This is a genomic window from Corynebacterium confusum (assembly GCF_030408715.1).
Lineage (GTDB): Bacteria > Actinomycetota > Actinomycetes > Mycobacteriales > Mycobacteriaceae > Corynebacterium > Corynebacterium confusum.
The window spans coordinates 1,139,722-1,155,874 of record NZ_CP047202.1 but is presented as its reverse complement, the minus strand read 5'-3'; the positions used below and the strand labels follow the sequence as shown (position 1 = coordinate 1,155,874).

General features: G+C 69.8%; 13 protein-coding genes. 7 read left to right on the top strand and 6 right to left on the bottom strand.

What is annotated here, in order from left to right:
• Positions 1-18: 18 nt before the first annotated feature.
• The 7 genes from CCONF_RS05415 to CCONF_RS05385 all read left to right on the top strand — a co-directional run bounded on the left by CCONF_RS05415 (position 19) and on the right by CCONF_RS05385 (position 8,209).
• Positions 19-1,602, top strand: coding sequence for a TIGR03773 family transporter-associated surface protein (locus CCONF_RS05415; protein ID WP_290226030.1), 1,584 nt, complete (start codon positions 19-21; stop codon positions 1,600-1,602).
• The gene (locus CCONF_RS05410; protein WP_290226029.1) at positions 1,602-3,098 is read left to right on the top strand and encodes an anchored repeat ABC transporter, substrate-binding protein; all 1,497 of its coding nucleotides are present in this window, start codon (positions 1,602-1,604) and stop codon (positions 3,096-3,098) included. The genes CCONF_RS05415 and CCONF_RS05410 overlap by 1 nt, the downstream gene beginning before the upstream one ends.
• 71 nt (positions 3,099-3,169) lie before the next feature.
• Positions 3,170-4,078 carry a choice-of-anchor M domain-containing protein gene (locus tag CCONF_RS05405; protein WP_290226013.1) on the top strand — a complete coding sequence of 303 codons (909 nt, stop codon included), beginning with the start codon at positions 3,170-3,172 and terminating at the stop codon, positions 4,076-4,078.
• Positions 4,071-4,805 carry an anchored repeat-type ABC transporter ATP-binding subunit gene (locus CCONF_RS05400; protein ID WP_290226011.1) on the top strand — a complete coding sequence of 245 codons (735 nt, stop codon included), beginning with the start codon at positions 4,071-4,073 and terminating at the stop codon, positions 4,803-4,805. The genes CCONF_RS05405 and CCONF_RS05400 overlap by 8 nt, the downstream gene beginning before the upstream one ends.
• A 2-nt stretch (positions 4,806-4,807) precedes the next feature.
• Positions 4,808-5,686: an anchored repeat-type ABC transporter permease subunit gene (locus tag CCONF_RS05395; protein ID WP_290226008.1), complete on the top strand. Its 879-nt coding sequence runs from the start codon at positions 4,808-4,810 to the stop codon at positions 5,684-5,686.
• Positions 5,683-7,095, top strand: a complete 1,413-nt coding sequence (locus tag CCONF_RS05390; protein WP_290226007.1) for a hypothetical protein — start codon at positions 5,683-5,685, stop codon at positions 7,093-7,095. The genes CCONF_RS05395 and CCONF_RS05390 overlap by 4 nt, the downstream gene beginning before the upstream one ends.
• Positions 7,096-7,105: 10 nt before the next feature.
• Positions 7,106-8,209, top strand: coding sequence for an isochorismate synthase (locus CCONF_RS05385; RefSeq protein ID WP_290226004.1), 1,104 nt, complete (start codon positions 7,106-7,108; stop codon positions 8,207-8,209).
• A gap of 83 nt (positions 8,210-8,292) precedes the next feature.
• Here CCONF_RS05385 and CCONF_RS05380 read toward each other — a convergent pair whose 3' ends face one another.
• The 6 genes from CCONF_RS05380 to serA all read right to left on the bottom strand — a co-directional run bounded on the left by CCONF_RS05380 (position 8,293) and on the right by serA (position 16,117).
• Positions 8,293-9,087 (bottom strand): fumarylacetoacetate hydrolase family protein, encoded by a 795-nt coding sequence (locus tag CCONF_RS05380; protein ID WP_290226003.1) that lies wholly within the window; start codon positions 9,085-9,087, stop codon positions 8,293-8,295.
• Between the two features lie 49 nt (positions 9,088-9,136).
• Positions 9,137-9,772 (bottom strand): exonuclease domain-containing protein, encoded by a 636-nt coding sequence (locus tag CCONF_RS05375; RefSeq protein WP_290226000.1) that lies wholly within the window; start codon positions 9,770-9,772, stop codon positions 9,137-9,139.
• A gap of 42 nt (positions 9,773-9,814) precedes the next feature.
• Positions 9,815-11,674 carry a DUF294 nucleotidyltransferase-like domain-containing protein gene (locus CCONF_RS05370; RefSeq protein WP_290225998.1) on the bottom strand — a complete coding sequence of 620 codons (1,860 nt, stop codon included), beginning with the start codon at positions 11,672-11,674 and terminating at the stop codon, positions 9,815-9,817.
• A 10-nt stretch (positions 11,675-11,684) separates the two neighbouring features.
• On the bottom strand, positions 11,685-13,271 hold the full coding sequence (locus CCONF_RS05365) for a cell wall-binding repeat-containing protein (protein ID WP_290225996.1): 1,587 nt from the start codon (positions 13,269-13,271) through the stop codon (positions 11,685-11,687).
• A 91-nt stretch (positions 13,272-13,362) separates the two neighbouring features.
• Positions 13,363-14,388 carry a 3-isopropylmalate dehydrogenase gene (locus tag CCONF_RS05360; RefSeq protein WP_290225994.1) on the bottom strand — a complete coding sequence of 342 codons (1,026 nt, stop codon included), beginning with the start codon at positions 14,386-14,388 and terminating at the stop codon, positions 13,363-13,365.
• A gap of 142 nt (positions 14,389-14,530) precedes the next feature.
• Positions 14,531-16,117 (bottom strand): phosphoglycerate dehydrogenase, encoded by a 1,587-nt coding sequence (serA, locus tag CCONF_RS05355; RefSeq protein WP_290225991.1) that lies wholly within the window; start codon positions 16,115-16,117, stop codon positions 14,531-14,533.
• Positions 16,118-16,153 lie beyond the last annotated feature (36 nt).

The window sequence follows — 16,153 nt, the reverse complement described above, 5'->3', positions numbered from 1 at the left end:
TTCCGAAAGGTAACTTCCATGCGAGTTGCGCACTACACCCGCCGCGCCGGCCACCACGTGGGCGCGCTGGTCGCCGCGGTCTTTCTGGTTCTGCTTGCGGGGGTCTTGCCCGCCGCCCGGGCCGAGGCCATCACCTTTGATTCCGGGCACGTCGATGCCTTCTACGTCACCGCCGATGGCGGGGCGCTGGACCTGGTGCTGAAGGAGGACGTCACCGGCTCCGGTGTGGTCCGCGCCCCGCAGGAGGTGACCCTACAGGTCAACGAGCAGGCCTGGACTGATGCCACGGAGTCCGTCGACGGCATCGGCGCCAGCACCTACCTGCTGCCGCAGACCCAGGACCCGAACCTGCTCTGGCCGGGCTGGGATACCCAGGGCGTGCGCGCCGGCGGTTTCGGGCAGGTCGACCTGAACTTCGACGAGGTCACCGGGCCGGGCGCAGTCTACGCTTTCGAGTCCACCGGCTTCGGCGACTTGAGCGGGGTAATCACCGACGGCGGCCTGGAACTAACCTCCGGGTCCGTGATCTCCCAACAGACCCCGGCGCACCGGCACGTCAACTGGGCTTTTAGCGAACCGGGCACGTACACGATGACTGTGCGCGCTACTGCCGGCGGCGCCGAAAGCAGCCCGCAGACCTATACCTGGGTGGTCGGCGAGTCAGGCGGCGAGCATCAGGACGCGGGTGCGGGCGAGGCGGCACCGGAAAGCGGTGGGTCTGCCCAGGACCGGCAGGACGATGCCTCTTCCGAGCCCGGGGCACGCGGTGGTGCGCCGGCAGCCGCGGCGGACAAGGGGCAGCCGGGCCGCTGCACGCCGGGGATTGAGCCGCAAGTCAAGGACGACTCCACGACCCCCGCGAGCTGGGTCCCAGCCGACGATGCCGTGTTCCACCTCTCCGACGCCGCCCGCGCCGATCTGCCCGAGGACATTGGCCCGGTGGGTCGCGGCCCGGCGTGGATGATCGGTTCCACGCAGCAGCCGGGGGTGCCCTGGCTGGGCGCTAATACCCAGCATCCGACGATGCTGGAGCACCTCGACGGGCCCGTGACCTGGGAGCTGACCGAGTTTTCCGGGCCCGGCGCGATGATGGTCTACTCACAGGGCCAGCTGGGCCAGATCGTGGGCAAGGAATGGTTCCGGGCAGACAACAACACCCCGTCCGGGGCCACCACCCTCGACCCGAATACCCACGTCCACCCCAACTGGCTCTTCAGCGAGCCCGGCACCTACCGGGTGACGATTTCCCAGTCAGCCCGCCTGACCAACGGCAAGGACGTCTCCGGGCAGGCCACGCTGACCTTCGTGGTGGGCGGCCAGGCCCCGGCCGGCGCGTTTACCGAGGGCCACTTCGACTTAGGCGGCCAGGTCAACCCAGACGGCGAGGCCTGTGCTGCGGGTAGAGGTTCTTCCGGGGCCCAGCCGGCGGCGGGCGCGGCGCCCGGGCAGGGATCGGCTACTGGTTCATCGGCGGCGGCCGGTGGCACGCTCGCCGACACGGGGGCCTCGTTGATGAATACGGCCATCGCGGTGCTGGGCATCGGCCTGGCGGTCCTCGGCATCGGGATGGCGCGCTGGGCGCTGGTAGAGGGGCGCCGCTAATGGCCCGGAGCATTCCTGGTCGGTGGTCCTTTGCCGGTAGCGCCTGCCGGGCCGGGCTGGCGCTGCTGGGTGCGGCCGGCCTGGTGGCCGCGTGTGCGCCCGCCTCGTCGACGCCGGGGGCTGGGGCCACAGACGAGTTCCGGGTGGTGGCCACGACCCCGATCCTTGCGGACCTGGCCCGCCAGGTCGCCGGCCCGGACGCGACGGTGACCAGCCTGGTGCCGCCGGGCCGGGACCCGCACACCTTCGAGCCCAGCCTGCGGACGGTGCGAGAGGCCGCCCACGCCGACGTGGCGCTGGCCAACGGTCTACTCCTGGAACCAGCCGCGCTGACAAACACACTGGAGCAGACCTCGGCGACGCCGGTCATCGAGGTCGCCGAGCAGGCCCGCGCCCGCGGGGCGAAGGTCATCCCGCTGGTCGAAAACGTCGCCTTGGACGCCATCTGGCTGGGCCTGAAGTCCGCCTACACCGCCGCGGGCGACGAGGTCGACTTCCGGCTGGAGGGCGTGGACGGGCCCGGCGCGGTGGCCGCCTATATCGTCGGCACCTTTGGCGCCCCGCAGGTGGTCTTCGACTCCGCGCGCGGCGACTCCGGGACCCGTTTGCCCAACTCGGCCCACACGCACCTGTCGTGGGCGTTTTCCGAGCCCGGGCTCTACCAGCTGCGGTTAAGCGCCCGGGCCGGGCAGGCCGACCCGGTGTCCGCCACCGTGACCGTCGCGGTAGGTGTTGCCCCGCCCGCCGGGGCGCAGGTGCTGGACGAGGGCCACGTGGATATCGCGGCCGACATCGATGGCGGCCGGCTGGAGCTGCGCGACCGCGACCGGGTCTGGCGCCCAGAGGAGGTAGTAATCGCCGTGCCCTCGTCGACGCTGCAGCCCATCCCGCCGGATCCGGACTACCGCTTCCTGGGCAGGCCCGGGCAGGAAACGTATCTCCTCCCGCAGGCGGTGCTGGGCAAGCACGTTCACGGCGAGCTCGATCCGCACCTGTGGCACGACCTGGGTAACGCGACAGCCTTCGTGGACGTCATCGCCGACGAATTGGCGCTGGGAGATCCCAGCCACGGCCAGGCCTACCGGGCCCGGGCCGCGGCCTACCAGACAAAGCTGGCGGAGACGAACCGCTTCGTGGAGGAGAAACTGGCCGGCATCCCGGCCGCGCACCGGCACCTAGTCACCACGCACGACGGCTACGGCTACCTGGCCCAAGCCTACGGCCTCAAGGTCGCGGGCTTTGTCACCCCGAGCGAGTCCGTCGAGCCCTCCCCGCGCGACGTGATTGCCCTGCGGCGCACGCTGCGCGATCTGCAGGTGCCGGCCGTCTTCATCGAGCCCAACCGCACCGGCGGTGCCGGCATCCTCGAGCAGACCGCGCGGGAGGCCGGCGTGGCGCTGTGCCCCATCTACGGCGACACCTTGGACGAGCAAGTCCCCACCTACCTCGACCTGATGCGTTTCAACGCCGAGAGCCTGCGCCGGTGCCTGACCTAGCCGGCCGCTGTCGGCGCTTGATGCCCACACCCATTCCCCACAAGAGCTAGAAACAAAAAGGACTGATGACCATGACACGAATCCATCCCACCTGTTACCTGCGCGCGCCCCGCGCGCTCGTGGCTGCCGCCGCCGTCGCCTGCCTTGCCGCCGGCCCTACCGCCTGGCCCGCCCAGGCCGGGGACCTGGCCCAGGTCGTCGGAGGCGACGAGGCGGTCGCCCCGGCCGGGGACGAAGCCACCATCGACCACGGGCACGTTGACATCGGCGCCCAGGTCATCGACGGGCAGGCCAAGTTTCTCGCCCGCGACGATTCCGCAGCAGCGCCGGTCTGGCGCCACCTGGACGACGTGGTCTTCCGCGTAGGCGATGCCGCCCAGCTGACCGTGCCGGACGGCGACGATTTCTCCTTCGTCGGCGCGCAAGGCTCGTCGCCGGTCTGGACCGTGCCACAGACCGAGATCGCGGATGTACCGTGGCTGGGCTGGAACACGCAGGCCCCCTCCCTGGTCGAGACCGTCGACCGCGGCGTGGACATGGAGTTTCTGGGCCACAGCGGCCCGGGCGAATTCTCCCTCTTCCTGCAGAACGGGGGTTTCGAGCCGCCCGAGGTCCTCTGGTCGACGAAGGCGGGCAAGGCGGATAGCTTTTGGGTGGATTCCGGCACGCACACGCACGCCAACTGGGTCTTCACGGACCCCGGCATCCACCAGGTTGGTATCCGACTGCACGCACAGACCCGAAGCGGCGAGGACTTGAGCACCGACGGCATCCTGACCTTCGCCGTCGGATCCGCGGCGGACGCGGACCCCGCCCAGGCGCACCAGGCGCAGTGGGACCAGGCTGCCGCCCGCACGGGCGCCGAGGAAGGCCCTGCCCCGCACTGGCTTATCGGCGCCGGGCTGGCGGTGGCTGCACTCGTCGCCATCGCGGTGGTCGCGGTAGTGCTGCGCCGGCGCAAGGAGGAAGGCCGTGCATAAGGACTCGGAAACGGTCCTCGACGCGGAAGGCGTGGAGGTTTCTTTCGGCTCCCGGTCGGTGGTGCGGGACGCGTCGTTGCGCATTCACCGCGGGGAGCTGGTCGGCTTGCTGGGCCCAAACGGGGCGGGCAAGACCACCTTCATGCGCGCCTGCCTGGGGCTTGTGCCCCACCGCGGCACGGTAGGGTTCACCCGGCGCTTCGGCTACGTCCCCCAGCGCCACGAGGTCGAGTGGTCCTTTCCGTGCACAGTCCACGAAGCCGTGCTGCTCGGCCGGGTGAGGCTGGTCGGGTGGCTCAAGCGCCCGGGGCCGCGCGACCGGCAGGCCGTACACCGCGCGCTGGAACAGACCAACCTGGCCGAACTCGCCCGGCGCCCCATCGCGGAGCTGTCCGGCGGGCAGCGCCAACGCGTACTCATCGCCCGGGCCCTGGCCACCGAGCCGGAGCTGCTGGTCCTCGACGAGCCCTTCACGGGCCTGGACGCGCCCAATATCGAGCAGCTCCTCGACCTCTTCGCTCGCCTCGTGGCTGCGGGCACCACGATTGTCATGTCCACGCACAACCTCGCCGAGGCCGTCCACACCTGCCCGCGGCTGGTGCTGTTCAACCGCACCGTCGTCGCCGACGGGCCGGTGGCACAGGTCCGCGCGGATCCCGCGGCCTGGGTCAAGGCCTTCGGCGTGCGCACCACCTCCCCGCTGCTGGCGACGTTGGGGGTGTGCTAGCCATGCTCGAGGTCTCTATCGCCCAGTTCTTCGCGGACCTGGCCAACCCGCAGCTGTCCTTCCTCCTGCGGGCGGTCATCATCGCGGTGGTCGCCGCGGTGGTCTGCGGCCTAGTCGGCGGCTATGTCGTCCTGCGCGGGATGGCGTTTATCGGCGACGCCGTCTCCCACGCCGTCTTCCCCGGCCTAACCATCGCCTTTAGCCTGCAGGTCTCCCTGTTGGCCGGCGGGGCCGTGGCCGGCGGCGTGGTGGCCGTGCTCATCGCGCTGTTTTCCCGCCGCGACAGCCTCAAGACCGACGCGGTCATCGGCATCTTCTTCGCCGCGGCGTTTGCGCTGGGCAACGTCATCATCTCCCGGCAGGAGGGCTACACCGCGTCCCTGACCAGTTTCCTCTTCGGCTCGCTGACGGGCACCTCCGCGTCCCAAATCTGGATCGCGCTCGCGGTGGCCGCGGCCGTCGGAGCCTTCCTGTTTGCCTGCGGACCGCAGCTGCGAGCGGTCTGCCTCGACCGGGAATCCGCCCGCGCGCTGGGCCTGCCGGTTACGGCCCTGGACATCGCGCTCTACCTGGCGATTACCGCCGCGATTGTCATCTCCGTCAACACCGTGGGCAACGTGCTGGTCCTCGCCCTGCTCATCACCCCGGCGGCCACCGCTCGGCTGGTCTGCGACCGGCTGACCCCCATGCTGTGGTTGGCCGCCGCCCTGGGCGCGGCCGGCAGCGTGGTGGGCATCTACCTGGCCTGGGCCATCGACCTGCCCGCCGGGGCCACCATCGTTTTGACCCTGACCGCCCTGTTCTTATGCGTGTGGGCCCTGGCACCGCTCAAGGGCCGCCGCCGCGCCAGCCACCGAGTAGAAAGCGTGCCAACACCATGACGAATCTTCCCACCCTATCGCTAGTTACCACCCGCCGGCGTGCCGGGCGCCGCGTTCCGCTGCTGGCAGCCTGCGCCTGCTGCGCGGCAATTGCTGCCGCACCGGGAGCTGCCGCAGAGCCCACCATTCACCCGAGCGCCGACAACGAGCCCTGCACCCTCTCGCTGATCAAGCGCGGTGAGCAGCCGGCCACCACCCGCGGCATTATCCATGGCGAGCAGGCCTTAGCGCTCTACGAGTCCGTGGACGGACCAGCCACCGGCGTCTTCGATTCAACCGACTCCAGCGAGGCCCCGCTGGCCTCCGGCGCGGCCACCTTCCGGGTAGCTGGCACCGGGCCGGCGCCGGACGCCTTCGGGTTCAGCGGCGATGCCTGGGTGCTCTCCCCCACCAGCCCGGGCAGCCACCTGCGTCTGGCCGCCCCCGATGCCGACGCCGGCGCCCGCACGACCGTGCACGTGGCAGTCGATGAGCGTCCCACCGGCGCGGCCCGGGTCGCTGCCTGGAGTAGTAAGCCACGCGCCGCGAGCGCCGCGGCGGTGCCCTTCTTCGACAGCGCCGAGCAGACCTCCGGCGAGGCCACCTTGGACGGGGATGAGCCGCTGCCCGTGGGCTTTGCCTTCAGCGAGCCCGGCTACTATCAGCTGCGCTTTAGCTTCACCGGGGACGACGCCGAGCCGCGCGACCTGAGCGTCGGCTTCCTCGTCGAAGACGCCCCGTCTGGTACCAGCGCCGCTCAGGGGACCGTCGACGTCACCGCCTCCCAAGGCTGCCTGGACCCCGTGGCCATCGCCCGAGACCTCAACGGCATCAACAAGGAGCTGCAGGCTCTGGACAAGGCCGTCGGCGACACGGAGAAGAAGGCCCTCGCCCTGGTGGGCAAGAAGGCCGGCAAGGACGCCGCGGCCTCCGCCGACCAGGCAACGACCTCGCCCAGCGCCCCAGCCCGCCCGGGAACGCAGGCAGGCGGCCACCGCACCCCGTCCGCCCCGGCAGCAGGGGTGTCACAGGCCGCCCCCGGCACGACGGGAAGCGGCACGCAGGGCTCGGCCCGGCCGAAGCCAGCACATTCGGCATCTGGCGGTACGGGCACTACCGGTACAGGGGCCGCGGTTAAGCCCGCGCCCAAGAAAGCAGCGAAGGCCGCGGCACCGAAGCCTGCTGGGGGCAAGCCGGACGGGGCCAAGCCGGCCGAGACTCAAGATCCGGAGGCGCAAGCGTCTGGCCCAGCCACCGAGCAGCCGGTTCCGGTCGGGTTGACTATGGACAAGGTCAGCTTCTGGTCCGGGATCCTGGCGGGGATGGGCGTGGTGGCCTTCTTGGTGGGCGTCTACCTCGTCTTCGCGGTCTACTGGCGTCAGCGCCGGCAAGACCGAGCTGATTCCGCGGTCGCGCAGCCGGGTGACTAAAATATTTTTCATGCATGAAAACCGGCCATCGACCGCGCCCGATTTCCTCCTCTCGCGCGCCACGGGGTCCGTGCGCACCCAGGGCTGCGCGCAGTCCTACACGGACCCGTGGGAGGCGGCGCAGGCTCTGCGCGAGTCCCGCCACGAGATAGTGGTCGGGGCTATCCCCTTCAACGCGGACGAGCCCGCCGCCCTGACGGTGCCGCGGTCTATCATCCGCGAGGACGGGCCCCTCGAGCCGCACGCCTACTACCGGCGCGGCCACCTCAACGCGGAGATCTCCGGGGTGGATCCGGAACCGCAGGAGCACCTGCGCCGCGTCGAGGCCGCCGTGTCCACCATCCAGAGCTCCCGCCTGGAGAAGGTCGTGCTGGCCCGCGCCGTCGATATCGCCTTCGCGGAACCGGTCGACCCGCGCCTGGTCGCCGCGCGGCTTATCGATAATTCCTCCCACCGCGACGGATTCATCGCGGATCTGAGCCCGGCGGGCCGCACCGGCGCCATGCTGGTCGGCTCCTCCCCCGAGGTCCTTATCAAGAAGCAGGGCTCGACCGTCTCGGCCTTCCCCCTGGCCGGGTCCGCGGCGCGCCATGCCGACGCCGCCGCCGATGCCCGCGCCGCCGAAACCCTGCGCGGGTCCGCCAAGGACCAGGCCGAGCACGCCTTCGTGGTCGAGCACCTGCGGCACATCCTGGAGCCGCTGTGCTCGCACCTGGATTGCCCGGAGACCCCGCAGCTGCTGAGTACCACCGAGATGTGGCACCTAGGCACCCCGATTACCGGTACGCTGGCGGATTCTTCCACCAACGCTCTGGAGCTGGCCCTGCGGGTGCACCCCACCCCGGCCATTTGCGGGACCCCGACGGCCGCGGCCGAAGCCCTCATCCACACCGCGGAGACCGACCGCGGCTTCTACGCCGGCGCGGTCGGCTGGTGCGACTCGGCCGGCGACGGCGAATACATGGTGGCCATCCGCTGCGCCGAGGTCGCCGGCGACGGCATGAGCGCGCGAGCCTGGGCCGGCGGGGGCATCGTGGCGGATTCCGACCCGGACACGGAGCTGGAAGAAACCACAGCCAAGCTGCGCACCATCCTGGCCACGCTCGGCCTCTAGGAGGCCTGCCCGGCGGGCCGCTGGGCGATGAGCACCACCTGCCAGCCGCGGCTGGCCAGGTAGGCGACGTCGGCGCGCGGGTTCTAAGCGCGCGCGATGGGGTTGGACAGCGAACCGATGCCCGGGATCTCGATCTCGATGTGATCGCCCGGCGTCATCGGGGCCGTGCCCGCCGGCGAACCGGTGGTGATGACATCGCCCGGCAGCAGGGTCATCGAGGCGGAGATCTCTTCCAGGATGCCGCCCATCTTGACGATCATCTGGTTGGTGTTCGAGTCCTGCTTCTGCTCCCGCTGTCCCTCGTGAGTCAGGTAGGCGTTGATCTTGGTGTTGTCTAGATCCAGGGTGTCCAGGTCGGTCTCGATCCACGGCCCCAGCGGACAGAAGGTATCAATACCCTTGGCGCGGGCCCACTGGCCGTCGGAGAACTGCAGGTCGCGGGAGGAGACGTCGTTGCAGATGGTGTAGCCCAGCACGTGGTCGCGCCAGTTCTCAGCCTTAATATTCTTCGACGGCTTGGAGATGACCACGGCCAGCTCACCCTCGAATTCCACGCGGGTGGCGAACTCCGGGATCTTGATGGCGTTGTCCGGGCCGATGACGGCGGTCGACGGCTTCACGAAGATCGTCGGCGGCAGGTGCTCCGCGGACTCCTTGAAGACCTCGGCCACGTGGTCCGCGTAGTTGCGGCCCAAGGCGACCACCTTGGTCGGCAGCGTCGGGGCCAGCAGGCGCACCTCGTCCAGCTTCCACTCCCGACCCGTCGGCTTCGGGGTGGTAAACGGGGTGTCCGCGATTTCCTTCGCGACGAGTTCGTCCTCGCCCTCGATGATGGCGAAACAGATTCCTTCTGGGTGTGCAATTCGTCCTAAACGCATGACGCATAGTGTACTCATGGACTTCTTTGCAACTTTGTTAATCCCCCTGTTAGGTTCCTTTGATCTGCACGCCGCGCTGGATCTCTTTGAGCGTTCCCACCCGCATCCCGCTGACAATCGCCAGGTAGAGCTCGGCGCAGGCGAGGGCGTCACCCAGCGCGTTGTGGCTGCCGTAGGCCGGCAAACCGTAGCGCGCACGCACGTTTGTTAAGCGAAGGTCCTCCCCGCGCGGGTACGTCCCCATGCGTTCCATGTGGCGGCGCTCGAGCCCGAAGGTGTCCACCACCTCCAGACGCGGCACTCTCCCGCGGTGGCGCTGCGCCGCAGCGTTCACAAACCCGACCTCCAGCCCGGCAAAGTGCGCCAGCAACACCCGCCCGCGCAGGGCGGCGAAAAGAGACTCCAGGACCTCGTCTTCGGCCTCGCCGTCGGCCAGGGCGTCGTCAGTGAGCAGGTGGATGGTGGCCGACTCGCCCACCTCGGCCCCGCGCACCACGTGATAGCCCGCGCCTGCCAAGTCGATGACCCGCCCGCGCACCGGTACCCAGCCGACCGAGACGATCCGGTCGCGGCGCGGGTTCAGCCCGGTGGTCTCCATGTCGACTGCTAACAGCTCCAGCTCCTCCAGCGGCGTGGACCGTGCCGGGGCGCCCAAGTCCAGGCGGGGGCGGCGAAAAAGCGCCATGGGACTGCCTCCTTGTCTTCTCGCTGTCTTCTCGCGCGCGGGCTAGATATTGCGGACCGGGTACTTGGTGGCCAGGGCGTTTTGCTGGCCCTTGATGATCTGGAAGGCGTCGCGCAGGTGCTCGCGCTGGTTGCGGCTAAGCTCCTTCGGCGACAGGTGGTAGTCCGGCTGCTCGCCGCGAGCGTGCTGGCCGGCCTGGTGTTCTAGGGTAATGCTGGTCAGATAGTCGAAGGCGTCGCGCAGGTCGGCCGCGCCCTGCTGGCTGACGCTCTGGCCGGCAGCATCGGCTAGCCGGCTGCGCGTATCGACCGCCGTGCTGCCGGAGACCAGCGCGTGCAGGCGGGCCATCTGCACCACGACGGCGAGCCCGCCCTTCTTCACGTCGAGGGTGTGCGCGTAGTCGCCGGAGCGGTCCACCACGAAGCCTTTGAAAAACGTCAGCGGCGGCTCGCGGCGGGCGGCCAGGCTGGCCAGGTGGGCGTGCGTGCGCCGAGAGGCCTGCCCCGCGGCCACGGCCCCGCGGTGGACCCCGGCGGCCAGCTCCACGCTGCCCGCCACCGCCCGCAGGTCGAAAAAGACCTGGGCGTGCAGCAGCGCGTCGGGCTGCGGGGCCTGGACCCAGCAGCGGAACGTCGCCTCCCAGGCGCCCACGGGCATCCGCCACTCCGGGTTGCTGGCCATCATATCGCCCGGGCACAGCGGCTGGCCGGCGTCTGCCAGGCCCTGGCAGACTAACTCGGAGAAGCGGGCGAAGTACTCGCCGTCGCGGGATTCGTCGTAGTCGCTGGCTAGAACCAGCGCGTTGTCCTGGTCGGAGGCGAAGCCGACCTCACGGCGGCCCTGGGAGCCGACGGCGACGAAGGCGTAATCCACCGGCGGGGTGCCGAGCTCGCGCTCGGCCAGGGTGCACAGGCGCCTAGCCAACGCGTCCGCGCCCAGGGTGAGCACCCCGGCGGTTTCCTCCGGGGAGGCGTTGCGGCGCACGTAGCGGGCGGCTAGCTGGCGCGAGTGCGCGAAGGCGGCGGCCAGCTCCGCGCCGGCCTCGCAGCGGTGGAAGTCCGCGGCGACGTAGAGCGGGTCTTCTTGCAGCGTGCGCGCGATGTCCGCCTGAAGCAGCACCGCCACCACCTGCTCCCCATCGACCACGGGCACGTGGTGGATGGACTTTTCGGCCATGACCAAAAGCGCCTCCATCACGAGGCTGTCGGGGCGCACCGTGGCCACCGGTGCAGTCATCACCGTCGACAACGGCTGGGTCGGGTCGATGCCGGCCGCCACCACGCGGGCGCGCAGATCCCGGTCGGTGACGATCCCGCGCGCGCTGCCGTCGACGGAATGGGTGACCACCAGGCAGGAGACGTTGTGCTCGGTCATGCGGCGGGCGGCATCGGCGATGCCCTCTTCGGCTGCGGCGGTGACCGGCTCCTGCAGCGGCAGGTCGGTCACGCGCTGGCGCAGGATCTCGGCGTGTTCGGTGTCGGTGAGTTTCTTCGCCTCCGCCCGGATGCGGCGGGACTGGGAGGAGAAATAGCGGTCCACGTCCGGGTGGCGCTGGGCCAGCTCCGCGAAACCGGCGCGCGGCAGGGCCAGCACCAGGCTGTCCTCGACGGCCTCCATCCGGTAGCGGGAGGAATTCTTCCCCACCAGCGTGGAATAACCGAAGCACTGGCCGGCGTCGCGCCGGTCTAGCAGCACCCCGTCGGCGTCCATGATGTCCACGGCGCCAGACCGGATGACGTAGAGAAAATCGTTGGGCGCGCCCGGCTCCACGAAGACCTCGCCCCGGCGGGCGTAGCGCATGGTCAGACGCGCGGGCAGGGCGTCGAGCACCGCGCCCGGCAGGCGGGCGAAGGGCTCGTGGGCGGCTAGGAAGGTGCGGACCTCGGTAATCTCCACGCTCATGTGAGCTAGGTTACTGGTACGAGACAAACCAGGGGCGCGGTTTTATGTCATAAGTCTGCCCGGGGGTGAAAGTGGGTGTGTCCTCGTCGATGAAGTTCTTCCACGCCATGAAGTAGTCGTCGCTCAGGCCCTGCTGCATGGTGTTCCAGGTGTCGAATTTCTGATCCGGGCCACCATGGCCGTCGGCGTGCAGGATGAAGGCCAGCTCCGGGTGATCCGTGTTGATGGTCTCGCGGTCGCGGATCATCTGCAGCTGGAACTGGTGGACGATAAGGCCCTTTTGCGGCAGCTCGTTGTCGCGGACCAACCCGGCCAGCCAGTCGGCGACCTCGGTGACCTCTTGGGCCTCGACGTGACCGACACGCCCCATGGGTTGCTCGTCCGGGCCGATCTTCCACTCCGGATCCAGAGCCAGCCCGACGTTCGGGCGCTTGAGCAGGTCCTCGTAGAGCTTCGCCTGGTCGAGCAAGCGCGCCCGGCCCGGCTGCAGATCCAGGAATGCGTACCCGCCGGCCTCGGTGATGGCGTCGATGTACGGGATAAGCTCGTCCGGATCCGCCTCGTTGGAGAAATCACCATCCGGGCCCGGCTCCGAGGAGGCTACCGTCGCGATGATCTCGAAGGCCGGCATGACCGGGTAGTCGGTGTGCGGCTGGTACTCGTCGACCAGCTTTTCCACGCGGTCGACGGCCTCGGCCGGGGGCTGCTCCCCCATCAGGCCGAGTGCGCCACCGGAGGGGTGCCCGTAGAGGGCCACCATACGGCGGCCCGGGAAAACCAGCCCGCCGCCGCCCGGCAGCTCCCCGGCGGCGGCCAGCTCGGCGCTGGCGTCGAATTTATCCTGGGAGTCGAAGTCCTTGCCCAGGCCGACCACGGCGCCGTCCTCGAGTGCCTGCATGGATTCGCTGGTCGCGCGCGGGTCGGCGACCGGAACGCCGAGCACCTCGGCACCGGCGGAGCGGGCCGTCGCCGCCAGGGCGGCCCCACCTTCACCCTCGGCGGTCTGGGCCGAAATCAGCGCCGCGGCCGGCACGTCGTACTCGCTGTCTAGGCCCGCGATGCGCTTGACCTCACCCAAGGGATCCGCCGCGTCTGCGGCCTGGGTGCCGAAGTCCTCGATCGCCTCGATCGATACCCCGTCTGCCAGGTCCGCATCGCTCAGGCCCGCGCCGTAGTCGTGGACGGTCTCCGCGCCGAGGCGCTCGATCTCTTCGGCGACGGCGGCCACGTTGCCATCCCGCGCAGTCCCTTCGCCGCGCACGACGAGCATGGGGACGCCGGCGGCCACGGCGGCATCGGCGGCGCTGGCTTGGGCGTTGCGGTCTTCGCCGGCGACGAAGACCTCGGAGGCCGAGCCAAAGAAGGCCTGCGTGGTAGCCACGCCGTTGCCGTTCTCGTCCGCGACGAGCTCGCGGGAGTCGGCCGCCAGCTCCTTGGCCCCCTCGGGGCCGCTCGCGCCGTTCTCGGAGCCGGAGGAGCCGTCGCCACCGGCGCAGGCGGCCAGCCCCAGCGCGGTCGCGGCGACGATGAGCGCTGCCGTCGCCCGCGGGGTGCGGCGGGAGCGAGGGGACAAAGAATTCAGTGCCTTGGTAGCCATCGTGATCATCTTACAAGCCTGCCGGGGTCTGTATGCAGTTTCCTGCATTCTTCCCCAGCGGTTGCCGGCCGCTGGGGAGAGCCGGGCGGGTTTAGCCAGCGCACACGGCTCGTGCCAGGCGGTTGCCGACCTCGGCGGTCACGATGGGGGCACCCGTGCGCGCGCTAACGTCGGCGGCCACGGCCTTCTCGATGCGCGCGGCGTTGTCCTCGTCGCCCAGGTGGCGCAGCAGCAGCGCGGCGGACAGGATGGCCGCGGTCGGGTCGGCCACGCCCTTGCCGGCGATGTCGGGCGCGGAGCCGTGGACGGGTTCGAACATGGAGGGATTGGCCCCGGAGGCATCGATGTTGCCGGAGGCCGCTAGGCTGATGCCGCCGGTTACCGCGCCGGCTAGGTCCGTAAGGATGTCGCCGAAAAGGTTGTCGGTGACGATGACGTCGTAGCGGCCCGGGTCGGTGACCAGGTAGACGGTGGCCGCGTCGACGTGGTTGTAGTCGACGGTGACGTCCGGGTGTTCGCGGGCCACCTCGTCGACGGTGCGCTGCCAGAGGCCACCGGCGTTGACCAAGACGTTGGTCTTGTGGACCAGGGTCAGGTGTCCGCGGCGGGCCTGCGCGCGGGCGAAGGCGTCGCGCACCACCCGCTCGACGCCGAAGCGGGTGTTCTGGGAGATCTCGGAGGCCACCTCGTGCCGGGTGCCTTCCCGCAGGGTCCCGCCGTTGCCGCAGTAGAGCCCCTCGGTACCCTCGCGCACGACCACCAGGTCGATGTCGCCCGGGTTGGCCAAGGGGCTGCTCGCCGCGCCGGCACGTGACGTGAACGGGCGCAGGTTGACGTGGTGGTCGAGGGCGAAGCGCAGCTTCAGCAACAGGCCGCGCTCCAGCACGCCGGGCGCCACCCGGGCCGGGTCACCGATAGCACCCAGCAGGATGGCGTCGTGCTCACGCAGGGCCACCAGGTCTTCCTCGGTCAAAAGCTCGCCGGAGCGCACGTAGCGGGAAGCCCCCAGGTCAAACTCGGTGGCCTCGATGTCCGAGCGCACAGCGCGCAGCACCTTGCAGGCCTCCGCCGTGACCTCGGGGCCGATTCCGTCGCCGCCAATAATCGCCAGTTTCATATACTGAGACTCCTATTCCACATAATGGACTTTGACTCAGTGTAGCAAAAGCCGGCGGCCCGGCGGCCTTTTATGTTCGCGAGCCGATTTCCGCTTCCCCGCCTAGGCATCACATTTTCTCGCGTAGGCCTCGCTTAGAGGCCTACGCGTCGAAGTTCAGCTGCAAGCAGGTCGCCCCCAGCTTGACGCAGATCTCGTCGGTCAGCTCGCTGGAGACCGGGTTGTCCACACGCAGGATAAGGACGGCGTCGTCGGCCATCTTGCCCTGGGTCAGCGCGGCGGCCTCGATGTTGATGCGTGCCCCGCCGAGCACCGTGCCTACCGTGCCGAGCGCGCCCGGGGTATCGGCGTAGCGGAAGAACAGGTTGCGCCCTTGGGCACGCATGTCGACGCCGCGGCCATCGATGCGCACGATTTTCTCCACGCCGTCGATGCCGGTGCGCGCACCCTCCAAGACGGAGACCTCGCCGCTGGAACCGATGACCTTCACGCGCAGCACGGAGCTGTGCCCTTGGGCGACCTCGCCGGTGCCTACTTGTACGTCGACCCCGCGACTCTCGGCGATCTGCATGGCGTTGACGAAGGTGACCGGCTCGTCCACCACGCCGCTGAACAGGCCCCGCACGGCGGAGAGCCCCAGCACGCCCGGGTCCTCGCTGGCCAGCTCGCCGCAGGCTTGGACCTCGATGGCCACGGCCGGGGAATCCAGCAGCTTGCCGGCGGCCAGGCCGACCTTGCGGGCCAGCTCCAGCCACAGGGCGACCTCCTCGCCTACGCGGCCGCCGGAGACGTTGACCGCGTCTGGGACGAACTCACCGGCCAAGGCCTTGAGTACCGAGGCCGCCACGTCCGTGCCCGCGCGGTCCTGGGCCTCCACCGTGGAAGCGCCCAGGTGTGGGGAGACGGTCACCGCGTCCAGCTCGAAGAGCGGCGAGTCGGTGCACGGCTCAGTGGCATAGACGTCGAAGCCGGCGCCGCGGTGGCGGCCCGAGCGGATGGATTCGGACAGCGCGGCCTCATCCACCAGCCCGCCGCGGGCGGCGTTAATGAGGATCTGGCCGGGCTTGGCCTTGGCCAGCAGCTCGGCGTCGAACATCCCGGCGGTCTCCGGGGTCTTCGGCAGGTGGATGGTCACGAAGTCAGAGCGCTCCATCAGCTCGTCGAGCTCGACCAGCTCGACGCCGAGGGAGCCAGCCCGGGCCGGGTTGGCGTACGGGTCATAGGCCAGCAAGGTGGTCTCGAAGGCCTTCAGGCGCTGGGCGAAAAGCTGCCCGATGTGCCCGAAGCCGACGATGCCGACGGTCTTGCCGTAGACTTCCACGCCCTTGAACTCGGAGCGAGCCCAGCGCCCCTCGCGCAGGCTGCGGTCGGCGGCTGGCACCTGGCGGGCGGTGGCTAGCAGCAGGGCGATGGCCTGCTCGCAGGCGGAGTGAATATTCGAGGTCGGCGCGTTAACGACCATGACGCCGCGCTCGGTGGCCGCGTCGATGTCGACGTTGTCGAGGCCGACGCCGGCGCGGCCGACGATTTTCAGGTTAGTGGCGGCGGCGAGCACCTCCGCGTCCACGGTGGTGGCGGAGCGTACCAAGAGGGCATCGGCAGCCGGGACGGCCGCCAGAAGCTCGGCCCGGTTCGGGCCGTCGACCCACTTGACCTCCACGGACTCACCAAGCGCGTCGACGGTGGACTGGGCAAGCTTGTCGGCTATCACTACAAGGGGCTTGGTCATTGAAGGCTCCTGGGGTTGTTGTCTTTTAGAAAGAGG

Coding starts and splice junctions, on each gene's coding strand:
- CCONF_RS05415 (WP_290226030.1), top strand. CDS start 19: ATGCGAGTTGCGCACTACACCCGCCGCGCCGGCCACCACGTGGGCGCG.
- CCONF_RS05410 (WP_290226029.1), top strand. CDS start 1,602: ATGGCCCGGAGCATTCCTGGTCGGTGGTCCTTTGCCGGTAGCGCCTGC.
- CCONF_RS05405 (WP_290226013.1), top strand. CDS start 3,170: ATGACACGAATCCATCCCACCTGTTACCTGCGCGCGCCCCGCGCGCTC.
- CCONF_RS05395 (WP_290226008.1), top strand. CDS start 4,808: ATGCTCGAGGTCTCTATCGCCCAGTTCTTCGCGGACCTGGCCAACCCG.
- CCONF_RS05390 (WP_290226007.1), top strand. CDS start 5,683: ATGACGAATCTTCCCACCCTATCGCTAGTTACCACCCGCCGGCGTGCC.
- CCONF_RS05385 (WP_290226004.1), top strand. CDS start 7,106: ATGCATGAAAACCGGCCATCGACCGCGCCCGATTTCCTCCTCTCGCGC.
- CCONF_RS05380 (WP_290226003.1), bottom strand. CDS start 9,087: ATGCGTTTAGGACGAATTGCACACCCAGAAGGAATCTGTTTCGCCATC.
- CCONF_RS05375 (WP_290226000.1), bottom strand. CDS start 9,772: ATGGCGCTTTTTCGCCGCCCCCGCCTGGACTTGGGCGCCCCGGCACGG.
- CCONF_RS05370 (WP_290225998.1), bottom strand. CDS start 11,674: ATGAGCGTGGAGATTACCGAGGTCCGCACCTTCCTAGCCGCCCACGAG.
- CCONF_RS05365 (WP_290225996.1), bottom strand. CDS start 13,271: ATGGCTACCAAGGCACTGAATTCTTTGTCCCCTCGCTCCCGCCGCACC.
- CCONF_RS05360 (WP_290225994.1), bottom strand. CDS start 14,388: ATGAAACTGGCGATTATTGGCGGCGACGGAATCGGCCCCGAGGTCACG.
- serA (WP_290225991.1), bottom strand. CDS start 16,117: ATGACCAAGCCCCTTGTAGTGATAGCCGACAAGCTTGCCCAGTCCACC.